Origin of the sequence: Martinezella tropici (assembly GCF_003287875.1) — a bacterium.
Classification (GTDB): Bacteria; Pseudomonadota; Alphaproteobacteria; order Rhizobiales; family Rhizobiaceae; genus Rhizobium; species Rhizobium tropici_C.
In genome coordinates this window covers 319,512-340,738 of record NZ_QMKK01000046.1, presented here as the reverse complement: position 1 = coordinate 340,738, position 21,227 = coordinate 319,512, and the positions used below count along the sequence as shown (strand labels likewise).

The window sequence follows — 21,227 nt, the reverse complement described above, 5'->3', positions numbered from 1 at the left end:
GCGCCATGATCATACATAAGAACGAACAAAGTTCTTTTCGAGCCGCCTCCACCAAATCCGAATGAAATTCTTGCGCAAACTTCGCACCGACGAGGGAATTTCCTCCAACTTGACAGGTCCGGCCGATTCGGAACATCCATAGAACGCTCAGATATTTTCACATCTGCGATTCGTCGCGGGTCGTGCCGGCTTCCTCGCCCATCCAGGAGAATTGATGACTGCCGCCTATCTGGAAAAATTGAACCCGGAGCAGCGGCTGGCGGTGGAACACGGCACGACAGCGGATACGGGCCACATCGCCGGACCGCTGCTCGTCATCGCCGGCGCCGGCTCCGGCAAGACGAATACGCTTGCCCATCGGGTGGCGCATCTGATCGTCAAGGGCGCCGATCCGCGCCGTATCCTGCTGATGACGTTCTCGCGCCGCGCCGCCGCCGAAATGGGCCGCCGCGTCGAGCGCATCTGCCGCGAGGTGCTGGGGGCCAATGCCGGCATTACCGCCGATGCGCTGGCCTGGAGCGGTACGTTCCACGGCATCGGCGCGCGCCTGCTGCGGGATTATGCCGAGCAGATCGGCATCGATCCGGCCTTCACGATCCACGATCGGGAAGACAGCGCCGACCTCATGAACCTTGCGCGCCATGATCTCGGCTTTTCCAAAACGGAGAACCGTTTCCCGACCAAGGCGACATGCCTTGCGATCTATTCGCGCTCCGTCAATGCGGAAGCGCCGCTCGACGGCGTACTGCGCGACTTCTTTCCATGGTGCGCCATGTGGGAGCAGCAGCTGCGCGATCTCTTCGCCTGTTATGTCGAGGCAAAACAAGCGCAGAACGTGCTCGATTACGACGACCTGCTGCTCTACTGGGCGCATATGCTGCAGGAGCCGCTGATCGCCGAGGATATCGGCAGCCGTTTCGACCATGTGCTCGTCGACGAATATCAGGACACCAACCGGCTGCAGTCCTCCATCCTGCTCGCCCTGAAGCCGGATGGCCGGGGATTGACCGTCGTCGGTGATGACGCGCAGTCGATCTATTCCTTCCGTGCCGCGACCGTGCGCAACATTCTCGACTTTCCGAAAGCCTTCACGCCCTCGGCCGATATCGTGACGCTCGACCGCAATTATCGCTCGACGCAGCCGATCCTGGCCGCCGCCAATGCCGTGATCGATCTCGCTTCGGAGCGCTTCACGAAGAACCTGCGTACCGAGCGGCAGAGCACGGAACGGCCACGGCTGGTGACGGTGCGTGACGAGTCCGATCAGGCGCGCTACATCGCGGACCAGATACTGGAAAATCGCGAGGGCGGCACGCGGCTCAAGCAGCAGGCCGTGCTCTTTCGCACGTCGAGCCATAGCGGCCCGCTGGAAGTGGAACTCACCCGGCGCAACATCCCCTTCGTCAAATTCGGCGGGCTGAAGTTTCTCGACAGCGCCCATGTGAAGGACATGCTGGCGGCGCTGCGCTTTGCCCAGAACCCGCGCGATCGCGTGGCGGGCTTCCGCTTGATGCAGCTCCTGCCCGGCGTCGGCCCTTCGACAGCACAGCGGGTGCTCGACCAGATCGGCGAAGAAGCGAGTCCGATTACGGCGCTCACCGAACTGCCGCCACCGCCGCGCACGGGAGACGACTGGACCGCGTTCGTCGAGACGATGCGAGAAGTTAAAAGCGGCAAGGCCGGCTGGCCGGAGGAAATCGGCCTGGTCCGCCAATGGTATGAGCCGCATCTGGAACGCGCGCATGAGGATGCCGCGACACGCCAGGCGGATCTCGTCCAGCTCGAACAGATTGCCGCGGGCTACGGCTCGCGCGAGCGCTTCCTCACCGAACTGACGCTCGATCCGCCTGACGCGACCAGCGATCAGGCCGGTACGCCACTGCTGGATGAGGACTATCTGATCCTCTCAACCATTCATTCCGCCAAGGGGCAGGAGTGGACGAAGGTCTTCATCCTCAACGCAGTCGACGGCTGCATCCCCGCCGATCTCGCCGTCGGATCATCGGCCGAGATCGAGGAGGAGCGGCGGCTGCTCTATGTTGCGATGACGCGGGCGAAGGACAATCTCGATCTCGTCATTCCGCAGCGTTTCTTCGTGCACGGCCAGCATGCGCAGGGCGACAAGCATGTCTTTGCCTCGCGCACACGCTTCATTCCCGCGACGTTGCTGCAGTTCTTCGAGGTTTGCGGCTGGCCGCAGGCACGCGCCGAAAGCGCCACCGCGATCCGGGCGCGAGAGGTACGCGTCGATGTGGGGGCGCGGATGCGGGGCATGTGGCGGTGAGTTGAGACTCGGTCGCTGGGACGAGGCAATCTGAGGTGCCCCTCACCCTAGCCCTCTCCCCGCAAGCGGAGCGAGGATCGGGGTGAGGGGCAGCCCTGCCCCGTCTGACCATCCGGCAATCCTCACTTCGCCTCGCGAAACATCTCGATGATCGCCGAAAAATCGCGGCCGCCATTGCCGAGCTTTTCGAAGAGGGCATAGAGCTGCGCCGCTTCCGCACCCAGAGGCGTCGATGCGCCGCTCGACAAGGCCGCCTCCTGAGATAGCCGTAGATCCTTGAGCATCAGCGCTGCCGCGAAGCCGGGTTTGTAGTCGTTGTTGGCCGGCGATGTCGGCACGGGTCCGGGGACAGGGCAATAGGTATTGATCGACCAGCATTGACCGGAGGACGTCGAGGCGACATCGAAGAGAGCCTGATGAGAGAGGCCGAGCTTTTCACCGAGCACGAAGGCTTCGCAGACGCCGATCATCGAGATACCGAGGATCATGTTGTTGCAGATCTTCGCGGCCTGACCGGCACCGGCATCGCCGCAGTGGACGATCTTCTTGCCCATCACCTCGAGCAGTGGCTTGGCGGCAGCAAAGCTTTCCGCCGAGCCGCCGGCCATGAAGGTCAGCGTGCCGGCCGCAGCACCGCCCGTGCCGCCGGAAACCGGCGCATCGAGCGAAAGGCAACCGACTTCGCCGGCCATGGCATGCGCCTTGCGGGCGCTATCGACATCGATGGTGGAGCTGTCGATCAGCAGCGTTCCCTTGGGGACTGACCGCAGCACATCGGTCCAGACGGTGAGGACATGCTGGCCTTTCGGCAGCATGGTCACGACCACTTCGGCATCGGCCAAAGCCTCGGTCAGTACGCTGGCGGCCTTCACGCCAGACGCTTCGGCTGCCTTCAGCACATCATGCGAGAGGTCGAACCCGGTCACGGCATGGCCGGCCTTGACGAGATTGGCGGCCATCGGACCTCCCATATTGCCGAGGCCGATGAAAGCGATCCGTGTCATGATGTTTTCCTCCCACGATCGGTTATCTTGCGAAAAGCGGCGGCTGCGCCGGCACGAAGAAGCGGTCGAGGGCATCCGCCGTCACTTCGGCAAGGCTCGCCGGAGACCATCTCGGATTGCGGTCCTTGTCGATGACGGCAGCGCGCACGCCTTCGTAGAAATCGTGATTATACAATATGCCCATGCAAGCGCCGAGTTCACGATTGAGGCATTCGGCAAGATCGGCGCTCGCTCGCCCCGCCCTGAGCAGCCGCAAGGTCAGCTTGAGGCTGGTCGGCGAGCGGCTGGCGATGACACTTGCGGTTTCAGCGGCGAACTCTCCGGGCTCACCAGTCAATGCCGCTAGTATCCCCTCCACCGTATCTGCCGAAAACGCCCGATCGATAACATCCCGATTTGCCGCGAGCCGGCTTTCGCCGGCGTCTACCGCCATCGTCCGGATCAGCGCATGCACGTCTGCTGCAGTGGCCGAGGTAGCCAGTGCCGCAATCGCATCGACCAGCGCCGGCAGTTCCGAGGATGCGACACAATGATCGGCAAAACCGGCATGAATCGCATCGGCGGCGGCGATCGTAAGGCCGGTCAGCCCCATCCAGGTGCCGGCTTCGCCCGGCGCACGCGGCAGCAGCCAGGTGGCGCCGACATCCGGGAAATAGCCGATGCCGGTCTCGGGCATGGCAAGGCGGGTGCGTTCAGTGACGATGCGATGGCTGCCGTGGGCCGAGAGACCGACGCCGCCGCCCATGGTGATGCCATCCATCAGCACGATATAGGGCTTGGCGTAGCGCGATATGGCATGATTAAGCAGAAACTCCTCGCGCCAGAAGGTTTCCGCTCCGTCGGAACCTTCCTTGCCGCTCTGGTGCAGCAGGCGGATATCGCCGCCGGCACAGAAGCCGCGCTCCCCCTCACCCAGGACGATGACGCTTCCGACCAGCGGATCGGCAGCGAAATCCTCCAACGCCGAAGCGATGGCCCGTACCATCGGCAGCGTCAGGCTGTTCAGCGCCTTCGGTCGATTGAGCCTGATGATGCCGGCCGATCCGCGTCGCTCGATGATGACCTCGTCGGTGCTGTCCATGCAAATCTCCTGTCTCCGCTTCCGTCCATCAATAGGCCTTCATCGGTTATCGGCAAGGATCATCTCGGCGGCCTTTTCGGCGATCATGATGGTTGGCGAATTGGTATTGCCCGATGTGATCGACGGCATGATGGAGGCGTCGGCGATGCGCAGCCTTGCCAATGCCCTGAGCCGCAGGCGGGGATCCACGACACTTTGGGCGTCGCTGCCCATGCGGCAAGTGCCGACCGGATGAAAAATCGTCGTGCCGATATCGCCGGCGGCACGTTCCAGATCGGCATCCGTCTCATAGGCCGGACCGGGCTTGAATTCCTCCGGACGAAACCGGGCGAAGGACGGCTGCGCGACGATGCGCCGCGTCAGGCGAATCGAACGAACGGCGATCTCCCGGTCGCGTGCCGCCGAAAGATAATTCGGGCTGATGGCCGGCTGGAGGGCGAAATCGGGGCTGCGAACATGCACGGAGCCGCGGCTTTCGGGCCGGAGGTTGCAGACGCTGGCGGTGATGGCCGGAAAGGGATGGACGGGATCGCCGAACTTGTCGAGCGAGACCGGCTGCACGTGATATTGCAGGTCCGGCGTTTCCTTGTCCGGTCCGGAGCGGGTGAAGATGCCGAGCTGGCTCGGCGCCATCGCCATCGGGCCCGAGCGGCGAACCAGATATTCGAGCCCGATCGCCGCCTTGCCGATCAACTTCGTCGCCTTCTCGTTCAACGTGGGTACGCCGGTCACCTTGTAGGCAAGGCGAAGCTGCAGATGATCCTGCAGGTTCTCGCCGACGGACCGAACCTCGCGCACGACGTCGATGCCGGCCTTGCTCAACACATCGCCATGACCGATGCCCGAGAGCTCGAGAATGTGGGGCGAGCCGATGGAGCCGGCGGATAATACGGTTTCCTTATTCGCATAGGCGCGCTTCGTCACGCCATCATGCTGGAATTCGACGCCGGTTACGGCATCGCCCTCGACGATCAGCCGGCGGACCTGCGCCTTGGTGTAGACGGTGAGATTGCCGCGCTTCATCGCCGGGCGCAGGAAGGCCTTCGTCGTGTTCCAGCGAATGCCGGAGCGCTGGTTGACGTCGAAATAGCCGGAGCCTTCATTGTTGCCGCGATTGAAATCCGCCGTCTCGGGGATGCCGGCCTCCTTGGCCGCGGCCTGGAAGGCATCGAGCACGGCCCAGCGCACGCGGGCCTTCTCGACCCGCCACTCGCCGCCGGCGCCGTGCATCTCATCCTCGCCGCGATAGTGATCCTCTGACCTGATGAAATAGGGCAGCACATCATCCCAGCCCCAGCCGGCGCAGCCGAGTTGACGCCAGAGATCATAGTCGCGCGCCTGGCCGCGCATATAGATCATGCCGTTGATGGAGGAGCAGCCGCCCAGCACCTTGCCGCGCGGGTAGTTCAGCGACCGGCCATTTAGCCCCGCTTCCGGCGCCGTGGTGAAGCACCAGTCGGTGCGGGGGTTGTTGATGCAATAGAGATAGCCGACCGGGATGTGGATCCAGTGGTAGTTATCATTGCCGCCGGCTTCCAGCAGCAGAACGCGGTTGTTGCGATCGGCCGAAAGCCGGTTGGCCAGCACGCATCCGGCACTGCCGGCACCGATGATGATGTAGTCGAAGCGATCCATTGGCATGCCCCCTCCCCTAACCCTCTCCCCGAGGGGAAAGGGGACTATTTCGGCATTTGCCTCGGCCTCGTATCCGGTGATGGTCAAAGACAGTTCCCCCTCTCCCCTTGGGGAGAGGGCTGGGGTGAGGGGGTGCACAATAAGAACGCATAGGTTTGATCATTACCGCCGATACTCAAACCCGAGTTTCCGTCCTAACCGCGAGGCATAGAACTCACCGACAACCCCGCGGCGGAAGAGCAGGACGCAGACCATGAAGACGATGCCGGTGATGATGGTGACGGGGAATTCCGACGTGGCGAGATAGTTTTCCAGCGTCGCCACGAACCCCGCGCCAAAAATCGGGCCGATCAGCGTGCCTATGCCGCCAAGCAAGGTCATGAGAATGACTTCGCCCGACATCTGCCAGGCGACATCCGTCAGCGTCGCGAACTGGAAGACCAGCGCCTTCACCGCACCGGCGAGCCCCGCCAGCGCCGCAGACATGACGAAGGCACCGAGCTTGTAGTGCGCGACGGAATAGCCAAGCGAAATCGCCCGCTGCTCGTTCTCGCGGATCGACTTCAGGATCATGCCAAAAGGCGAATTGATGAAACGCCAGATGATCAGCACGCCGATCAGGAAGATCGCGAGGACGAAATAATACATGTTGAAGGAGTTGTTGAGATCGAGAACGCCGAGGAGGTAGCCGCGCGGCACCGACTGAATGCCATCCTCGCCATGGGTAAATGCCGCCTGCAGGCAGAAGAAATAGAACATGTAGGAGAGCGCCAGCGTAATCATGGCGAAATAGATGCCCTGCCTGCGAATGGCGACGAAACCCATGACGAGGCCGAGCAGCGAGGCACCAGCAACGCCGATTAGGATGCCGAGTTCGGGCGGCACGCCCCATTCCTTCACGGCGTGGGCGGTGAAATAGGCCGCGCCGCCGAAGAAGGTGGCATGGCCGAAGGAGAGCAGACCCGCATAGCCGAGCAGCAGATTGAAGGCGCAGGCAAACAGCGCGAAGCAGAGCACCTTCATGACGAAGATCGGGTAGATGAAGAAGGGTGCCCAGATCAGACCGACAAGGCCGAGGATCAGCAACAGCTTCTGCACGGAAAGCTTCGGACGCTCCTTGGAGCTCAAGCTGATTAATCCAGCCATATCACGCCTCCCGACCGAAGAGGCCTGCAGGCCTCAGAAGCAGCACGATTGCCATGATCACGAAGATGACGATGTTGGAGGCTTCCGGATAGAAAACCTTGGTGAGGCCCTCGGCAATCCCGAGCATATAGCCCGTCACGATCGCTCCCATGATCGAGCCCATGCCGCCGACGACGACCACGGCGAAGACGATGATGATCATGTTCGACCCCATCAGCGGCGAGACCTGATAGATCGGTGCGGCGAGCACCCCGGCAAAGGCGGCAAGCGCGACGCCGAAACCATAGGTCAGCGTCAGAAGCACCGGCACGTTGACGCCGAAAACCTGCACAAGCGTGGAATTCTCGGTCGCGGCGCGCAGATAGGCGCCAAGCTTGGTCTTTTCGATCAGCAGCCATGTGCCGATGCAGACGACCAGCGAGGCGATAACCACCCAGCCGCGATAGACCGGCAGGAACATGAAGCCGATATTGCGCGCGCCCGCCAATTCCGTCGGGACGGCATAGGGTTGGCCGGAGGAACCGTAGAGATAGCGGAAGGTCCCTTCTATGGTCAGCGCCATGCCGAAGGTGAAGAGCAGGCCATAGAGCGGATCGACCCTGTAGAGCCGGCGCAGACAGAACCGCTCGACCAGCGCGCCGAACAGGCCGACGATCAGCGGTGCCAGAACCAGTGCCGGCCAATAGCCGATGCCTGTATAGGCGAGCAGCAGATAGGCGGTGAAGGCGCCGAGCATATAGAGCGCGCCATGGGCGAAATTGATCACTCGCAGCATGCCGAAGATGATCGCAAGGCCAAGGCTCAGCAATGCATAGAAGGAGCCATTGATCAGCCCGATCAGCAATTGACCGAGAAGCGCCTGGGCGGGGATGCCGAATATCGTCGTCATGCTCAGACCCCCAGAACCTTGTGGAGCATATCCATGCGCTCGGAGAGTTCGCCAACCGGGAATTCCGAGACCATCTGGCCGTGATCCATCACATAGAAGCGATCGGCGATGCGGCTGGCGAAGCGGAAATTCTGCTCGACGAGCAAGATGGTCATGCCACGGCCTTTGAGCTTCTGCAGGACTTCGCCGATGCGCTGGACGATGACGGGCGCAAGGCCCTCGGTCGGCTCGTCGAGCAGCAGCATGCGGACGCCGGTGCGCAGGATGCGGGCCATGGCAAGCATCTGCTGTTCGCCGCCGGAGAGCCTTGTGCCGACGCTGTTGCGCCGCTCATGCAGGTTAGGAAACAGCTCGAAGATTTCGTCCAACGTCATGCCGCCTGCCGCCACCACCGGCGGCAGCATCAGGTTTTCATAGACGCTGAGCGTCGAAAAGATGCCGCGCTCTTCCGGCACGAAACCGATACCCTGATGGGCGGTCTTGTGCAGCGGCACCTGCATCATGTCCTTGCCGGCAAAAGTGATCCTGCCCCTGCGGGCGCGAACGATGCCGACGATGGTGCGCAGGGTCGTCGTCTTGCCGACGCCGTTGCGGCCGAGGATGGTGACGGTTTCCCCCTCGCCCACATGCATATCGACGCCATGCAGAATGTGACTTTCACCATACCAGGCATTAAGTCCCTGAACGTCCAGAAGCGACGCCATCGTCAAGCCTCCTCCGTGCCCATATAGGCTTCGCGGACACGCGGGTCCCGGCTGACCGTCGCATAATCGCCCTGGGCCAGGATCTCGCCGCGCTGCAGCACCGTGACATGATGGCAGATATCGGCAACGACCGAGAGATTGTGCTCGACCATGAGCACAGCCCTGTCGCGCGCAACATCGCGGATGATGGCGGAGACGGTGTTCACGTCCTCCAGCCCCATGCCGGCCATCGGTTCGTCGAGCAGCAGCACCTTCGGATCGAGCGCGAGCGTCGTTGCGATCTCCAGCACGCGCTTGCGGCCGTAGGAAAGATCGGCAGCGATGGCATCGCGCTCCTTCGAGAGACCGACGGAGGCGATGAGCTGTTCGGCGCGGGCATTGAGGCTGTCGAGCGCCGACAGCGGCCGCCAGAACTGGTGGGCGAGATTGTTCGGCCGCTGCAAGGCGACCCGCACATTGTCCAGCACCGTCAGATGCGGGAAAACAGCGGAAATCTGGAAGGAGCGCACGAGACCCATGCGTGCGACCTTATCCGGTCTTGTCTTGGTAATATCGGTGCCGAGCAGCGTGATCGTGCCGTGCGTCGGCTGCAGGAATTTGGTGAGCAGGTTGAACACCGTCGTCTTGCCGGCGCCGTTCGGACCGATCAGAGCGTGGACCTGCGCGTGATGTACGTCGAGATCGACATTCTTGACAGCGGTGAAGCCGCCGAAATCGCGGCGCAGTCCCCGGGCGGATAACACCACCCGGGGCTCTTCATGCTGATGTGTCGAGGACATCGCCATCGGCTGTTCCAAGCCCTATTGCTTGACGAGATCGCAGCCGCTCTTGGCCGGATCGATATAGGCTTCCTTGCCGGGGATCGTCGCCAGCACGTTAAAGTAATCCCACGGCTCCTTGCTCTCTTCCGGCTTCTTGACCTGAAGAAGATACATGTCGTGGATCATGCGGCCGTTGGCACCGACCGTGCCGCCGCGGCCAAAGAAATCATCAACTGGCATCTCATGCAGCTGCTTGGCAACAGCCTCGGTATCGTCCGTGCCGGCCTTCTGCACGGCCTTCAGGTATTGCATGACAGCGGAATAGGTGCCGGCATGGATCATGTTCGGCATCTTGCCGGTGCGGGCAAAGAAGCGCTTGCCGAATTCGCGGCTCTTGTCGTCGAGATTCCAGTAATAGCCTTCCGTCAGCGTCAGGCCTTGCGCCGCCTGCAGGCCGAGGCCGTGGACTTCCGCGAGCGTGAAGAGCAGTGCCGCCAGATGCTGGCCACCCTGGGTGATGCCGAATTCGGAGGCCTGCTTGATGGCATTCGAGGTGTCGAGGCCGGCATTGGCAAGGCCGATGACCTTGGCACCCGACGACTGCGCCTGCAGCAGGAAGGACGAGAAGTCATTGGTCGACAGCGGATGGCGGACGGAGCCGAGCACCTTACCGCCGCTTGCCTTGACGAAATCGCTGGTCTGCTGCTCGAGCGAATAGCCGAAGGCATAGTCCGCGGTCAGGAAGAACCAGGTGTCGCCACCCTGCTTGACGAGCGCGCCGCCGGTGCCGACGGCCAGGGCATGCGTGTCATAGGCCCAATGGAAGCCGTAGGGCGAGCATTGCTTGCCGGTGAGATCGGTGGTCGCGGCGCCCGTGACGATATCGATCTTCTTCTTTTCCTTGCCAACCGCCTGCACGGCGAGCGCGACCGAAGAGGTCGTCAGCTCCATGATGGCGTCGACCTTGTCCTGATCATACCACTGACGGGCGATGTTGGAGGCGATATCGGGCTTGTTCTGGTGATCGGCATCGACGATCTCGATCGGCACGCCGAGAACCTTGCCGCCGAAATCCTCGGCAGCCATCTTGGCGGCCGCTACCGACGACTTGCCGCCGAAATCCGCATAGACGCCGGACTGGTCGTTGAGAATGCCGATCTTGACGACACCATCGGACGGACCAGCGGCGAAAGCCGCGGTGCTGGCTGCAAGCAGAAATGCAAGGGACGCAATAAGACTCTTTCGCATATCCTCTCCTCCCAGAGATTTGGCAAAAACGAATCTGTTCAAAATTGGCCAGCCGCTTTCCTCAAAACGGCTTTTCCCGACCGCCAAGATCACGGAATTCGCGCGTTGACGCAAGTCGCGATTGCAATTAATTCCAAACAAGGTCTGTTCATTTTTGAACAGAGGAGGATGCATGAAGCGCACGCCGCACTTTACCTGGGACGATCTGCAGTTCTTCCTCGCCGTTGCGCGAACGGGGCAGCTTTCGACAGCCGCACGACAATTGCGCAGCAGCCACGCCACGGTTTCACGCCGTATCGACCGGCTGGAATTCGCCCTGAAGGTCAAGCTTTTCGAGCGCAATCCGCGCGGCTACATGCTGACCAGTATGGGCCAGCGCTTCGTCGATACGGCCGAACATATGGAGCAGGAGACGGAACGTCTGCGCGCTGATCTTTCCGCGGGATCGGCAGCACAACGCGGTGTCGTACGCATCAGCGCGCCGGAGGGGTTTTCAAACTTCTTCTTCACCGGCGTCCTGCCGGAATTCACTGCGAAGCACCCGAATATTTCGCTGGAGCTGATCACCATCCAGCAGATCATGTCGCTCTCGCGCAAGGAGGCCGATATCGTCGTGGTGCTCGACCCGCCGAAGGCCGGACCCTACTTCACCGAGAAGCTTACCGACTATCATCTGCAGGTCTACGGATCGCGCGATTACCTCGCCCGCCATCCGCCGATCGAAAGCCGTAACGATCTGCCGGACTTCGCCTTCATCGGCTATATCGAGGATATGATCTTCGCGCCGGGCCTGGATTATCTTGACGACGTTCATCCGCGTATCAGGCCGCAATTCCAGAGCTCGAGCATCTTTGCGCAGCTGACGGCGACGAAGAACGGCCAGGGGCTGTGCGTGCTGCCGTTTTTCATCGCCGGCAAGCATCCCGATCTGCAGGTCGTTCTGCCGCATGAGGTGGATCTCAGGCGCCACTACTGGATCACCTGCCACCGCGACCTGCGCCAGTCGCCACGCGTGCGCACTGTCATCGATTTTCTGGCGGAAGCCGTGCGCAAGAATGCGCCGGCCTTTCTGGGGCCTTGGAGAAACACCGAGAGCTGAGATCGCTTCAGGCTATAGCATGCTCGGAGCAGCATAGATCTTGCCGAGCCCGGCGGCATCGAAGCTCGCCCGCTCGGCGAGGCGAAGCTCCCAATCCAGCGACGAACGCACGATCGTTTCCAAGCTGTCGTGTTTTGGAACCCATCCCAATTCGCGGCGAGCGAGCGTCGCGTCCGCGACAATGCTCGCCATATCGCCGGGCCGGCGCGGGGCGATATGGATGCGGAAGGAACGACCGTGGATGCGCATGACCATGTTGAGCACGTCAAGCACGGAGTAACCGTGGCCATAGCCGCAATTGGCGACCAGCGAGCGGCCGCCATCGCGCAGATGGCGCAAGGCCACGAGATGCGCCTCGACGAGATCGCTCACGTGGATGTAGTCGCGCACGCCGGTGCCGTCATGTGTCGCATAATCGGTGCCGTAAATGTCGACTTGGCGGCGGCGGCCAAGAGCCGCCTCGCAGGCGACCTTGATGAGATGAGTGGCACCGTCGGTCGACTGGCCGGCCCTTCCCTCGGGATCGGCGCCGGCGACATTGAAATAACGCAAAGCCACATAGCGGAAATCATAGGCCGCGGCGGCATCGCGCAGCATCAGCTCGGACATCAGCTTGGATTGGCCATAGGGCGATTCCGGCCGCAACGGCACGTCTTCGCTGACCGGCCTGTCCACCGGCTGCTGGCCATAAACAGCGGCGGTGGACGAGAAGACGAAATGGCGGATGCCGGCCCTAACGGCGGCACTCATGAGGATGCGGGTCTTGCCCGTATTGTTTTCGTAATAGGCAAGTGGGTCCTCGATCGATGCCGGGACAACGGCCGAGCCGGCAAAATGAATGATGGCCTCTATATGGTTTTCAGCGAAAATCGTCTGCAGGAGCGCTTCATCGGCGATATCGCCGAGATAGAAGCGAGCGGCCGCCGGAACGGCCCAGCGGAAACCCGTCGACAGGCAATCGAGAACCACCACGTCCTCTCCCGCATCAAGCAATCTCCAGACCATGTGGCTGCCGATATAACCGGCCCCGCCCGTCACCAAAACAGTCATTCTTCGCGTCCCCGCCAAGTCTTACCGACCCCATATGAGGCCGCTCCTCCTGCGAAATTGATTAAAAGCGGGAGGCCCGGCGGGAAAGATTGCGGGGATGGTTAGAGGGGGCTTTCGCGGATCGATTGGATTTTATGGATTGGGTGTGTGACGGCAGGCCTCGCATATATCGGAGAGTGCATACCCCCTCTGTCATTTCGTGACATCTCCCCCACAAGGGGGGAGATTGTTGGGAGGTTGCTGCCCCTCCACCAAAACAATGAAGTTTCAGATTCAGCAGATATGATGTTCATTGGGTGTGAGAAGCTGCCGCGAGTTTCCAATCTCCCCCCTTGTGGGGGAGATGTCGCGAAAGCGACAGAGGGGGGTGCGGACCATCCAAATCCAAAGCCGCGAGCCGTAGCAGCTCAAAGTTCCTACAAACTCAAAATATACCGGCTCAACCGCTCCGCGGCATCCGCCACCTGCACCGGATCGCGCAGGAAGCAGGCGCGCATGAAGAGTTCGCCACCTAGCCCGAAAGCCGTTCCAGGCGCTAGGCCAACACCGGTCTTGTCGACGATGTCGATGGCGGTCTTGCGGCTATCGGTGACACCGTCGATCTTCAGGAAGGAATAGAGTGCGCCATCCGGCTTCAGCGTCTGCACGCGATTGGTGGCGATCAGCGCCTCGCAGAGAATATCACGCGAGCGGGCTGCCTTCTCGATATTGGAGCGGACGAAATCGTCGCCTTCGTTCAGCGCCGCAACCGCGCCCTTCTGCATGAATTGCGCCACACCGGAGGTCGAATATTGCACGAGGTTTTCGATCACCTGTCCGAGTTCGGCCGGCGCGACGATCCAGCCGACGCGCCAGCCGGTCATCGACCAGTTCTTCGAGAAGGAATTGACGAAGAGAATCTTGTCATCGGCTTCCTTGACGTCCAGGAAGCTCGGCGCGCGGCCGCCGGCATAATAGTAAAGCGCATAGATTTCGTCGGCCATGATCCAGAGATCATGCTTGCGCGCCAGGGCGAGAATATCGCGGAGGTCCTGATGAGTTGCGGTCCAGCCTGTAGGGTTGGACGGGGTATTGATGAACAGGCCCTTGGTCTTCGGCGTGATCGCCGCTTCCAATCGATTGAGATCGAGCGACCATTTGCCGTGCTCGAATTGTAAGGGTACGGCGACGGAACGGGCGCCCGCGATCTCCAGCGCTGCGGCAATATTCGGCCAGGCCGGGGAGAGATAGACCATCTCGTCGCCGGGAGAGGTGATCGCCTGCACGGAAAGCTGGATCGCCTGCATACCGGAGCCGACGACATAGAAATTCTCCATCGGCAGCGACGTGCCGAAATGCCGACCGTAGTAATCGGCGAGCGCCTGGCGCAGCTCCGGAATGCCGCGCTGCCAGGTATAGAAGGTTTCGCCGGCATTGAGCGAGGCCATGGCGGCGCGATTGATGAAATCCGGCGTCGGCAGATCGCCCTCGCCGACCCAAAGCGGCAGCAGGCCTTCGCGGCCGCGGGCATAATTGACCACTTCGACGATCCCGCTTTCGGGTGCTGCGAGCGCGCGCGGGCTGAGGCTATCTAGTATCGACATGCAAAGTCTCCGGTTTCCGCCTTCATAAAGCAGAGCGGCGGACAAATCCCATGACTTTGCCTTAGTGACCGATCGATTTTGGTGATGAATAAGCCTCGATCCTTTCGGGACCGAGGCTTCTTATTGAACAGGACGAGCGAAGCCGTCAGCGCTTGGCGAGAAGATCGCGGATTTCCGTCAGCAGCTGGACGTCGGCCGGCGGCGGTGCTGCCTCGGCGACTTTGTCTTCCTTGCGCTCGACCTGGGCACGCAGCGTGTTTACGCCCTTGACCATCAGGAAGATGATCCAGGCGAGGATGAGGAAATTGATGAGGACGGTGATGAAATTGCCGTAGGCGAAAACCGCGCCCTGTGCGCGGGCGGCGGCGAGCGTCGGCGCATTGACCGCCGAGGAGAGGCCGATGAAATAGTTCGAGAAGTCGAAGCCGCCGAAAATCGCGCCAACGATCGGCATGATGATATCGTCAACCAGCGATTTCACGATGCCGCCGAAAGCGCCGCCGATGATCACGCCGACCGCGAGATCCATGACATTGCCGCGGGCGATGAATGCCTTAAATTCATTAAGCATTAAACAGTCCCCTTCGCGTTGCCGTTGAATTCACTGTCGATAATTAGCACCATCTTTTTCCTTAGTTTTCAACAGCAGATTGGCGAAAACTCTTATTCAGGCGCGAATATCCCAAGATAATCCCGTGGGTTAGGCAATTTATCCGCGCATATCACCAGTTACTTGTTCGTCAGTTGCGGGCAACGCTATCGTGGCCGCCACCCACGACACGTGAACAAATCTTTGATGAGTCGCCCGGCGCGCTGGTTGCCATGTTTCAGCTTTTGAGCGTTCCTTCCGGCATCACTTTGGCAACCAGCTTGCGAACATAATCCGGGCCGGGGGCCTGATCGAAGAGAATGCGATATATGACCGGTGAGATGACGTGGTCCATCAGTTCCGTCAGTGTCGGAAACGCCTCGCCCTGCTCCTTGGCACGGGCAATGAAAACAGCAAGCTGCTGCTGCGTATAACCGCTGCACTTCTCGGCATTTGCCACGTCTGAGGCCGAAAGAATGTCGCGCAGCATTTGCCGCCCCACACCGGAGGCCATTTCGTCGGCATATTGCTCGGCCCACGCTTCCAGATCCTCGCGGGGGCTGCCGACCTTCGCTGGCTCGGCTTCCGGCCGCAAACGCGAGGCGGCGACGTCGGCCAGAAGCTCTTGAAGATCGCCCCAGCGGCGATAGATCGTAGAAGGCGTGACGTTGGCGCGTTGCGCGATCATAGGGATGGTGATGTCGGCGCGATCCATCGTCGCCAGCATGTCGCGGACGGATTGATGCACCGCCGCCTGCACTCTGGCACTGCGCCCGCCGGGACGGGGATTTTCTCTGTAGCCCATAAGCCTTTGCCAATCTTTCCCTTTTGCCGATGGCGAATGACCAGGCGCCATTCACTAAGGCAAATTATTTGCTTTTGCGCGTTGAGCATCCTATATGCAGCTAACGCAATCTTTTAGCTTTAAGCTAGGATATAGTCGATGACCGAGCCCAATTCCACCGCCAGTGCACCGATCTCATTGGCCAGGCGTTTGGCGCCGTTCTACTACGCCGCGACGAGCGCATTGTTCTTCGCCGCCTCATCCGTGCCGACGCCTCTCTACCGCCTTTACCAGCAGGCCTTCGCCTTCTCGCCGATCCTGATCACGGTAATCTTCGCCGTCTATGCCTTCGCCCTCCTCGCTTCGCTGCTGATCGTCGGCTCGATTTCCGACCATCTCGGACGTCGGCCGGTGATCTTCGCATCGATCCTCCTCAATATGGTGGCTATGCTGCTGTTTTTAATGGCCAGAGGTCCGGATTGGCTGATTGCCGCCCGCGTCGTGCAGGGCCTGGCTACGGGAGCGGCGGCGAGCTCCATCGGAGCCGCTCTCGTCGATCTCGATCCGGTCAAGGGATCGATCACCAACAGCCTTGCGCCGCTGACGGGCATGGCGATCGGCGCGCTCGGCACCAGCCTCCTGGTTCAGTTTGCACCGGCGCCGACCCTGCTCGTCTATATCGTCACGCTCATCCTTCTTATCCTGCAAGCCGTGCTGCTCTGGCTGGTGCCCGAGACGACGCGTCGGCAGAGCGGGCTGCTTGCCTCGCTGAAGCCGGAAGTCGCCGTTCCCCCACAGGTTCGCCGCACTTTGCTGGCGCTGACGCCGATCAACATCGCCGTCTGGGCGCTTGCCGGCTTCTATCTGTCGCTGGTGCCATCGCTCGTCAGCACGACGACCGGCAGCACGGCGCCGCTGACCGGCGGCTCCGTGGTCGCGGCCTTGACGATCAGCGGTGCGGCGGGCGTGTTCCTGCTGCGCGAGAAATCCACCGCCATGATCATGAAGTTCGGCATACCGAGCATGACGCTCGGCATACTGACCGTTGTCGCCGGCATGCATGCAGCCGAGGTGTCGATCCTCGGCCTTGGGACGTTGATCGCCGGCGCCGGCTTCGGAGCGACCTTTCTCGGCACGGTGAGAAGCATCATGCCGCTGGCAAAGCCCGACGAACGCGCCGGGCTGCTCTCGGCCTTCTATATCCAGAGCTATCTCGCCTTCAGCTTGCCCGCCATTCTGGCCGGCTTCCTGTCGAAGGCGCTTGGATTTGCCGAAGCCGCCGACATCTACGCGGCGGCGATCCTCCTGCTCGTGGGCTGGGGCGTACTGGCGTTGAGGGCGGAGCAAGAGAAATCAGTGAGTATGTCGTAAGCTTTCTCTTACGGTTTGAGCCCAAGTTCGGCAAGACCACTGCCATCCATCGCAAACGGCACCGACGTATGCTCGTGAACGATCTTCCAGATGCCCGCCGCCTTTCTGAGGCCGAGCGTCTGGCGAAACCATAGATCGACCTCGACGCCGTCCGTCTTCCTGCCGGTCATATGCACAAGGCCGGTCCAGAAGGCGACATCCTCGCCGACGACTAACCTGACATCGACGGCATCGCCGCCGATCGGCCCTTCCCAGGTCGAAAACCAGCCCCGCAAGCCTTCCTCGCCCTTACCCTTGTGTACGAGCGGCGCCGCCAGAGTAAAGCTGATGACATCGTCGCTTAAGTGCTCGACGACACCGGCGGCGTCCTTATTGCCAAGCGCAGACATCCAGCCTGCAAGCATTGCGTTGATGGCTTCGGCTTCGTCACGATTGCCGATGATCTCGATCATGTCATTCTCCTCGGTTTGATGGACTCAAGCAGAAGACGAATGAAAAGGGCCGTTCCCGACAGGAACGGCCCATTATTTGCGGTCAGTGACGAGCTGTTGGCTCAAGCCGCCTTCTTGGCGCCATAGGGATCGAAGCGGCCGTAGAAGGTCTCGCCCTTTGTGGCCATATCCTTCAGCAGCGCTGTGGGCTGGAAATGCGGGCCGTAGGCGGTTGCAAGCTTTTCGCAGAGCTCCACGAAAGCCTTCACACCCATGCCGTCGATGTAGGACAGTGCACCGCCCGTGTAGGGCGCGAAGCCGAAGCCGAGGATGGAGCCGACATCGGCCTCGCGCGGATCGGTGACGATGCCTTCCTCGATCGTGCGGGCAGCTTCCAGTGCGATGGTGGCGAGGAAGCGCTGCTTCAACACGTTGACATCGATCTCATCGGCCTTCTTCTGCGGATAGAGATCCTTGAGGCCCGGCCAGAGCGACTTCTTGGCCGGCTTCGGCGGGTAATCGTAGAAGCCCTTGGAGTTCTTCCGGCCCAAACGACCCTCACCTTCGACGAGACCGCTGATCAGCTGCATGTGACGCGGGTCAACCGCCTTCTCGCCGAGATCGGCAACCGTCGCCTTCAGGATCTTGTAGGAGAGGTCGATGGCGACTTCGTCGTTCAGCGCCAGAGGTCCGACGGGCATGCCGGCCATCTTGGCGGCATTTTCGATCATGGCTGCGGGCACACCCTCGATCAGCATGTCATAGGCTTCGTGGATATAGCGGAAGACGCAGCGATTGACGAAGAAGCCGCGGGTGTCGTTGACGACGATCGGCGTCTTCTTGATGGCGGCGACGTAATCGAGCGCGACGGCCAGCGCATGATCGCCGGTTTCCTTGCCGAGGATGACTTCGGTCAGCATCATCTTCTCGACCGGCGAGAAGAAGTGGACGCCGATGAAATCGGCCGGGCGCTTGGAATTCTTCGCAAGGCCCGTGATCGGCAGCGTCGAGGTGTTGGAGGCGAAGACGGCGCCGGCCGGCAGCACGGCTTCGATCGCCTCGATGACGGCCTTCTTGACGTCGCGATCCTCGAATACCGCTTCGATGACAAGATCCGCATCCTTCAGATCCGAATAATCGGCCGACGGCGTGATGCGGGACAGAAGGGCCGCTCCCTCGTCCTGCGTCAGCCTTCCCTTACCGATTGAATCCTTGACCAGCCCCTCGCCGACGCCCTTGCCCTTGGTCGCAGCCTCGATGTCGCGGTCGATCAGCGTGACGGGAATGCCCGCGGCGGCTGTGACATAGGCGATGGACGCGCCCATGAAGCCGGCACCGACGACGCCGACCTTCTTGAGCTCCGTCTTCGGCTGGCCTGCCGGTCGGCGCGCGCCCTTGCCGAGTTCCTGCATGGAGATGAACAGCGAGCGGATCATCGAATAGGCTTCGGTGGTCTGCAGCACATGGGTGAAATAGCGCTGCTCGATCTTGAGGCCGGTATCGAAGGGGACCTGCAGGCCTTCATAGACGCATTTGAGGATCGCGAGCGCTGCCGGATAGTTGCCCGCCGTCTCGCGGCGCAGGATGGCGGGTGCTGCCGGCCAGAGCTGGGCTGCGGCCGGCGTCCAGATGCCGCCGCCGGGCGCCTTGAAGCCCTTTTCGTCCCAAGGGGCGATGGGCTTCAAGCCATCCTTGATCATCTGCTTCGCGGCCGAGATCAGCTGATCCGGCTCGACCACCTGATGCACGAGGTTCATGGCCTTGGCGCGCGCCGCCGTCAGCGACTGGCCCGTCGTCATCATCTGCAGGGCGGATTGCGCATCCGTCAGGCGCGCGACGCGCTGCGTGCCGCCGGCGCCGGGAAAGATGCCGACCTTGACTTCGGGCAGCGCGATCTTGACGCTCTTGGCGCTCGACGCGACGCGGCCGTGGCAGGCGAGCGACAGTTCGAAAGCACCGCCCATGCAGGTGCCGTTGATAGCCGAAACCCAGGGTTTGCCGCAGGTTTCGAGCTTGCGGAACAGGCCGGTCATGCGCCCGACAAGATCGAAGAGCTTCTGCGTGGCAGCGGCCGGGTCCTTCGCCTTTTCCTCCTGGTAGAAGGAAAACATCGACCTGATCATCGAAAGATCGGCGCCGCCGGAGAAGGACGATTTGCCTGAGGTGAAGACCACGCCCTTGACGGCCGCATCGGCAACCGTGGCATCGATGATGGCGTTCAGCTCCTCCAGGATCTCGGCGGTGAAGACGTTCATGGACTTGCCGGGCATGTCCCAAGTAACGAGGGCTATGCCGTCTGCGTCGGTTTCGACGGTGAAATTCGTGTAAGCCATTGGTTTCCCCTCCTCAGACGCGTTCGACGATCGTGGCAGTGCCCATGCCGGCGCCGATGCAGAGTGTCACAAGCGCCGTATTGAGATCGCGGCGTTCCAGCTCATCGAGCACCGTGCCGAGGATCATCGCGCCGGTCGCACCGAGCGGATGGCCCATGGCGATCGCACCGCCATTGACGTTGATCTTGTCATGCGGAATGTCGAACGCCTGCATGTAGCGCAGCACGACGGCGGCGAAGGCTTCGTTGAGCTCGAAGAGATCGATGTCGGCAAGCGTCAAGCCGCTGCGCTTCAGGAGTTTTTCGGTGACATCGACCGGGCCTGTCAGCATCAGCGCCGGGTCGGAGCCAATATTGGCGAAGGCCTTGATACGGCCCCGCGGCTTCAGCCCCATGCTTTCACCGCCCGCCTTGGAGCCGAGCAGAACAGCGGCAGCGCCATCGACGATGCCTGAGGAATTGCCGGCATGGTGGACGTAATTGATGCGCTCGACTTCCGGATGCGCCTGGATGCCAACGGCTTCGAAGCCGCCCATCTCGCCGGGCAGCTGGAAGGACGGATTGAGCGAGGCGAGCGCCTGCATATCAGTGCCGGGACGCATGTGCTCGTCGCGGTCGAGAATGGTCAGGCCGTTAATATCCTTCACCGGAATGACGGAATTCTTGAAGTAGCCTTTCTCCCAGGCATTGGCGGCGCGCTTCTGGCTCTCGACGGCATAGGCATCGACGTCATCGCGCGAGAAGCCGTATTTCGTGGCGATAAGATCGGCCGAGACGCCCTGCGGCATGAAATAGGCCGGAAAGTTGACCGAGGGGTCCATGAACCAAGCGCCGCCGGACATGCCCAAGCCGACGCGCGACATGCTTTCGACACCGCCGGCGATGACGATGTCATCAGCCCCTTGCGCGATCTTGGCCGCACCGAAATTCACGGCATCGAGGCCTGAGGCGCAGAAGCGGGAAATCTGCATGCCGGGCGCCTTGGTGGAATAGCCGGCTTCGAAGGCAGCGCCCCTCGGAATGACGGCGCCGGCTTCCATGACGGGATCGACGCAGCCCATAATGATATCGTCAACCGTTTCGGTATCGAGGCCGTTGCGGTCGCGGATCGCCTCCAGCGTCTTGGCGGCGAGGCGAACGGACGGCACTTCGTGCAACGCCCCATCCTTCTTGCCGCGCCCGCGCGGCGTGCGCACGTGGTCGTAAATGAAAACCTCGGTCATGTCTCATCTCCCT

Annotated in this window: 18 protein-coding genes; 3 read left to right on the top strand and 15 right to left on the bottom strand. The window is 61.5% G+C overall.

All coding sequences use genetic code 11. The annotated features are described in order from the left end of the window. Positions 1-214 precede the first annotated feature (214 nt). Positions 215-2,284, top strand: a complete 2,070-nt coding sequence (locus tag DQ393_RS21825; protein ID WP_112343789.1) for an ATP-dependent helicase — start codon at positions 215-217, stop codon at positions 2,282-2,284. Positions 2,285-2,406: 122 nt separating this feature from the next. Here DQ393_RS21825 and mmsB read toward each other — a convergent pair whose 3' ends face one another. From mmsB to DQ393_RS21785, 8 genes are all read right to left on the bottom strand, one after another. Then, the gene (mmsB, locus tag DQ393_RS21820; RefSeq protein ID WP_432422012.1) at positions 2,407-3,363 is read right to left on the bottom strand and encodes a 3-hydroxyisobutyrate dehydrogenase; all 957 of its coding nucleotides are present in this window, start codon (positions 3,361-3,363) and stop codon (positions 2,407-2,409) included. Next, entirely contained in the window at positions 3,311-4,369 is a 1,059-nt protein-coding gene (locus DQ393_RS21815; RefSeq protein ID WP_112343787.1) for an enoyl-CoA hydratase/isomerase family protein, read from the bottom strand. Before DQ393_RS21815 ends, mmsB begins: the two co-directional genes overlap by 53 nt. Positions 4,370-4,408: 39 nt before the next feature. Then, a complete protein-coding gene (locus tag DQ393_RS21810) occupies positions 4,409-6,004 on the bottom strand; it encodes a GMC family oxidoreductase (protein ID WP_112343786.1) in 1,596 nt (531 codons plus the stop codon). 162 nt (positions 6,005-6,166) lie between these two features. Continuing rightward, on the bottom strand, positions 6,167-7,150 hold the full coding sequence (locus tag DQ393_RS21805; RefSeq protein ID WP_112343785.1) for a branched-chain amino acid ABC transporter permease: 984 nt from the start codon (positions 7,148-7,150) through the stop codon (positions 6,167-6,169). A 1-nt stretch (position 7,151) separates the two neighbouring features. Continuing rightward, a complete protein-coding gene (locus DQ393_RS21800; RefSeq protein WP_112343784.1) occupies positions 7,152-8,039 on the bottom strand; it encodes a branched-chain amino acid ABC transporter permease in 888 nt (295 codons plus the stop codon). 2 nt (positions 8,040-8,041) lie between these two features. Continuing rightward, complete coding sequence (locus DQ393_RS21795; protein ID WP_112343783.1) at positions 8,042-8,743, bottom strand: ABC transporter ATP-binding protein; 702 nt, start codon at positions 8,741-8,743, stop codon at positions 8,042-8,044. A 2-nt stretch (positions 8,744-8,745) separates the two neighbouring features. Further along, positions 8,746-9,528, bottom strand: coding sequence for an ABC transporter ATP-binding protein (locus DQ393_RS21790; RefSeq protein ID WP_112343782.1), 783 nt, complete (start codon positions 9,526-9,528; stop codon positions 8,746-8,748). A gap of 15 nt (positions 9,529-9,543) precedes the next feature. Next, complete coding sequence (locus DQ393_RS21785) at positions 9,544-10,752, bottom strand: ABC transporter substrate-binding protein (RefSeq protein ID WP_112343781.1); 1,209 nt, start codon at positions 10,750-10,752, stop codon at positions 9,544-9,546. Between the two features lie 172 nt (positions 10,753-10,924). Here DQ393_RS21785 and DQ393_RS21780 point away from each other — a divergent pair, with 172 nt between their 5' ends. Continuing rightward, positions 10,925-11,851, top strand: coding sequence for a LysR family transcriptional regulator (locus DQ393_RS21780; RefSeq protein WP_112343780.1), 927 nt, complete (start codon positions 10,925-10,927; stop codon positions 11,849-11,851). 12 nt (positions 11,852-11,863) lie between these two features. Here DQ393_RS21780 and galE read toward each other — a convergent pair whose 3' ends face one another. From galE to DQ393_RS21755, 4 genes are all read right to left on the bottom strand, one after another. Then, positions 11,864-12,901 (bottom strand): UDP-glucose 4-epimerase GalE, encoded by a 1,038-nt coding sequence (gene galE, locus DQ393_RS21775; protein ID WP_112343779.1) that lies wholly within the window; start codon positions 12,899-12,901, stop codon positions 11,864-11,866. A 416-nt stretch (positions 12,902-13,317) separates the two neighbouring features. After that, positions 13,318-14,484 carry a pyridoxal phosphate-dependent aminotransferase gene (locus tag DQ393_RS21765; protein ID WP_112343777.1) on the bottom strand — a complete coding sequence of 389 codons (1,167 nt, stop codon included), beginning with the start codon at positions 14,482-14,484 and terminating at the stop codon, positions 13,318-13,320. Between the two features lie 145 nt (positions 14,485-14,629). After that, on the bottom strand, positions 14,630-15,055 hold the full coding sequence (mscL, locus tag DQ393_RS21760) for a large conductance mechanosensitive channel protein MscL (RefSeq protein ID WP_112343776.1): 426 nt from the start codon (positions 15,053-15,055) through the stop codon (positions 14,630-14,632). A gap of 256 nt (positions 15,056-15,311) precedes the next feature. Beyond that, positions 15,312-15,878 (bottom strand): TetR/AcrR family transcriptional regulator, encoded by a 567-nt coding sequence (locus DQ393_RS21755; protein ID WP_112343775.1) that lies wholly within the window; start codon positions 15,876-15,878, stop codon positions 15,312-15,314. 138 nt (positions 15,879-16,016) lie between these two features. Between DQ393_RS21755 and DQ393_RS21750 the strand changes: the two genes are divergently transcribed. After that, on the top strand, positions 16,017-17,228 hold the full coding sequence (locus tag DQ393_RS21750) for an MFS transporter (RefSeq protein ID WP_112343774.1): 1,212 nt from the start codon (positions 16,017-16,019) through the stop codon (positions 17,226-17,228). 8 nt (positions 17,229-17,236) lie between these two features. Here DQ393_RS21750 and DQ393_RS21745 read toward each other — a convergent pair whose 3' ends face one another. From DQ393_RS21745 to DQ393_RS21735, 3 genes are all read right to left on the bottom strand, one after another. After that, positions 17,237-17,680, bottom strand: a complete 444-nt coding sequence (locus DQ393_RS21745; protein ID WP_112343773.1) for a YybH family protein — start codon at positions 17,678-17,680, stop codon at positions 17,237-17,239. A 101-nt stretch (positions 17,681-17,781) separates the two neighbouring features. After that, positions 17,782-19,992 carry a 3-hydroxyacyl-CoA dehydrogenase NAD-binding domain-containing protein gene (locus DQ393_RS21740; RefSeq protein WP_112343772.1) on the bottom strand — a complete coding sequence of 737 codons (2,211 nt, stop codon included), beginning with the start codon at positions 19,990-19,992 and terminating at the stop codon, positions 17,782-17,784. Positions 19,993-20,005: 13 nt separating this feature from the next. Continuing rightward, positions 20,006-21,214 carry an acetyl-CoA C-acetyltransferase gene (locus DQ393_RS21735; RefSeq protein WP_112343771.1) on the bottom strand — a complete coding sequence of 403 codons (1,209 nt, stop codon included), beginning with the start codon at positions 21,212-21,214 and terminating at the stop codon, positions 20,006-20,008. Positions 21,215-21,227 lie beyond the last annotated feature (13 nt).

What these genes read in the sequence shown, in the direction of transcription:
- DQ393_RS21780 (WP_112343780.1), top strand. Translation starts at nt 10,925, where the DNA reads ATGAAGCGCACGCCGCACTTTACCTGGGACGATCTGCAGTTCTTCCTC.
- DQ393_RS21825 (WP_112343789.1), top strand. Translation starts at nt 215, where the DNA reads ATGACTGCCGCCTATCTGGAAAAATTGAACCCGGAGCAGCGGCTGGCG.
- DQ393_RS21745 (WP_112343773.1), bottom strand. Translation starts at nt 17,680, where the DNA reads ATGATCGAGATCATCGGCAATCGTGACGAAGCCGAAGCCATCAACGCA.
- DQ393_RS21740 (WP_112343772.1), bottom strand. Translation starts at nt 19,992, where the DNA reads ATGGCTTACACGAATTTCACCGTCGAAACCGACGCAGACGGCATAGCC.
- DQ393_RS21810 (WP_112343786.1), bottom strand. Translation starts at nt 6,004, where the DNA reads ATGGATCGCTTCGACTACATCATCATCGGTGCCGGCAGTGCCGGATGC.
- DQ393_RS21815 (WP_112343787.1), bottom strand. Translation starts at nt 4,369, where the DNA reads ATGGACAGCACCGACGAGGTCATCATCGAGCGACGCGGATCGGCCGGC.
- DQ393_RS21790 (WP_112343782.1), bottom strand. Translation starts at nt 9,528, where the DNA reads ATGGCGATGTCCTCGACACATCAGCATGAAGAGCCCCGGGTGGTGTTA.
- galE (WP_112343779.1), bottom strand. Translation starts at nt 12,901, where the DNA reads ATGACTGTTTTGGTGACGGGCGGGGCCGGTTATATCGGCAGCCACATG.
- DQ393_RS21785 (WP_112343781.1), bottom strand. Translation starts at nt 10,752, where the DNA reads ATGCGAAAGAGTCTTATTGCGTCCCTTGCATTTCTGCTTGCAGCCAGC.
- DQ393_RS21765 (WP_112343777.1), bottom strand. Translation starts at nt 14,484, where the DNA reads ATGTCGATACTAGATAGCCTCAGCCCGCGCGCGCTCGCAGCACCCGAA.
- mscL (WP_112343776.1), bottom strand. Translation starts at nt 15,055, where the DNA reads ATGCTTAATGAATTTAAGGCATTCATCGCCCGCGGCAATGTCATGGAT.
- DQ393_RS21795 (WP_112343783.1), bottom strand. Translation starts at nt 8,743, where the DNA reads ATGGCGTCGCTTCTGGACGTTCAGGGACTTAATGCCTGGTATGGTGAA.
- DQ393_RS21800 (WP_112343784.1), bottom strand. Translation starts at nt 8,039, where the DNA reads ATGACGACGATATTCGGCATCCCCGCCCAGGCGCTTCTCGGTCAATTG.
- mmsB (WP_432422012.1), bottom strand. Translation starts at nt 3,363, where the DNA reads ATGCCCTCGACCGCTTCTTCGTGCCGGCGCAGCCGCCGCTTTTCGCAA.
- DQ393_RS21805 (WP_112343785.1), bottom strand. Translation starts at nt 7,150, where the DNA reads ATGGCTGGATTAATCAGCTTGAGCTCCAAGGAGCGTCCGAAGCTTTCC.
- DQ393_RS21755 (WP_112343775.1), bottom strand. Translation starts at nt 15,878, where the DNA reads ATGGGCTACAGAGAAAATCCCCGTCCCGGCGGGCGCAGTGCCAGAGTG.
- DQ393_RS21750 (WP_112343774.1), top strand. Translation starts at nt 16,017, where the DNA reads ATGACCGAGCCCAATTCCACCGCCAGTGCACCGATCTCATTGGCCAGG.
- DQ393_RS21735 (WP_112343771.1), bottom strand. Translation starts at nt 21,214, where the DNA reads ATGACCGAGGTTTTCATTTACGACCACGTGCGCACGCCGCGCGGGCGC.